This is a genomic window from Moorena sp. SIO3I8 (genome assembly GCF_010692325.1).
Taxonomy (GTDB): Bacteria; Cyanobacteriota; Cyanobacteriia; order Cyanobacteriales; family Coleofasciculaceae; genus Moorena.
This window is the reverse complement of sequence record NZ_JAAHHW010000473.1, coordinates 1-1,093: the sequence shown is the minus strand read 5'-3', so window position 1 is coordinate 1,093 and position 1,093 is coordinate 1. Positions and strand designations below refer to the sequence as shown.

General features: G+C 44.9%; 1 pseudogene. It reads right to left on the bottom strand.

Annotated elements, in window-relative coordinates:
* Positions 1–677 precede the first annotated feature (677 nt).
* Positions 678–920, bottom strand: a pseudogene (locus F6K51_RS37980) (reverse transcriptase N-terminal domain-containing protein); the annotation flags it as partial.
* Between the last annotated feature and the right edge of the window lie 173 nt (positions 921–1,093).

Below are 1,093 nucleotides of genomic sequence, written 5' to 3'. Positions count from 1 at the left end.
TTGTAACTTAAAGACCGTTCTTTCTAGCTTCCGCCAGTTAGTTGTCCTCCATTCCGACTGTGGGGCGAACCCCCCAGTTTTAGACTTATTCATTACTACTTACAACCATACCTTTTCCTACAACGTAAGTCCGTCTGCATATCCCAGGTATTACCCTGGGCGTTAGCTTCTGACTCAATCTTTCTCCCACATGACTTGCGGTTAACTACCTACTCAGTAATCGACCTTACTGAGAGTACATATGGGAATTACTTCGTTCCTGATAACCATTCTTTGAACTTTTAGGGTGATACTATCCACCGGGAGCTAGGGAAATCATTATATGGGGGAAAAACCTTATAATCCTATGTGTTCCATGGACTTTTGTCCCTTGCAGCGCGTCAGCCTGATTGCGCTACTCTATAGTGACGATGGTTCAAGTGTATCTTCCTTGCGTACCCATGAGTTCAACTACCTGTTACTAACGCCACTTTAGGCTAGCAGCGCTTCACTGTTCGACCCCGCTTTATGCTCAGGTTTGTTAATTCCTGAAAATAGGGGTAAGGCTGTCACTCGGATTTCGCGAGGGGTGGTTTTTCACCACCATGGTTACCAAGTTGTCATGGTTTGTTTCCCATGCGGCTAATCCCCCAAAAAACCCTTGTGGGGTAAGGTTTATAGCCAACGAATCGCACTTTCCCGTCTATTCCGGCAGTCTTTTTGCCCTTATTTTGTTGGGTTACCTTTCTGACCGCTATCATCTTTGCCGCCCAGGATTTCATCAGAGTCTTTTGCAACTTTCTTACCACGCGGACATCACCACGTTGTGAGGCTCGATATATCCGTTTTTGTAACTTGAATACGATTAATTCTAGCTTTCGCCAGTCAATCCTATTCCATTCCGACTGTGGGGCGAACCCCCGAGTTTTAGACTTATTCATTACTACTTACAGCTTTATCTTCTCTTACAACGTGAGTCCGTCAGCGTATCCTAAGTGTTATCTTAGGCTTTAGCTTCTGACTCAATCTTTCTCACATAGGCCATGGGGCTAACTACCTACTCAAGAATCGACCTTCTTGAGAGTACCTATGGAGTTACTTCGTTCCTGATAAC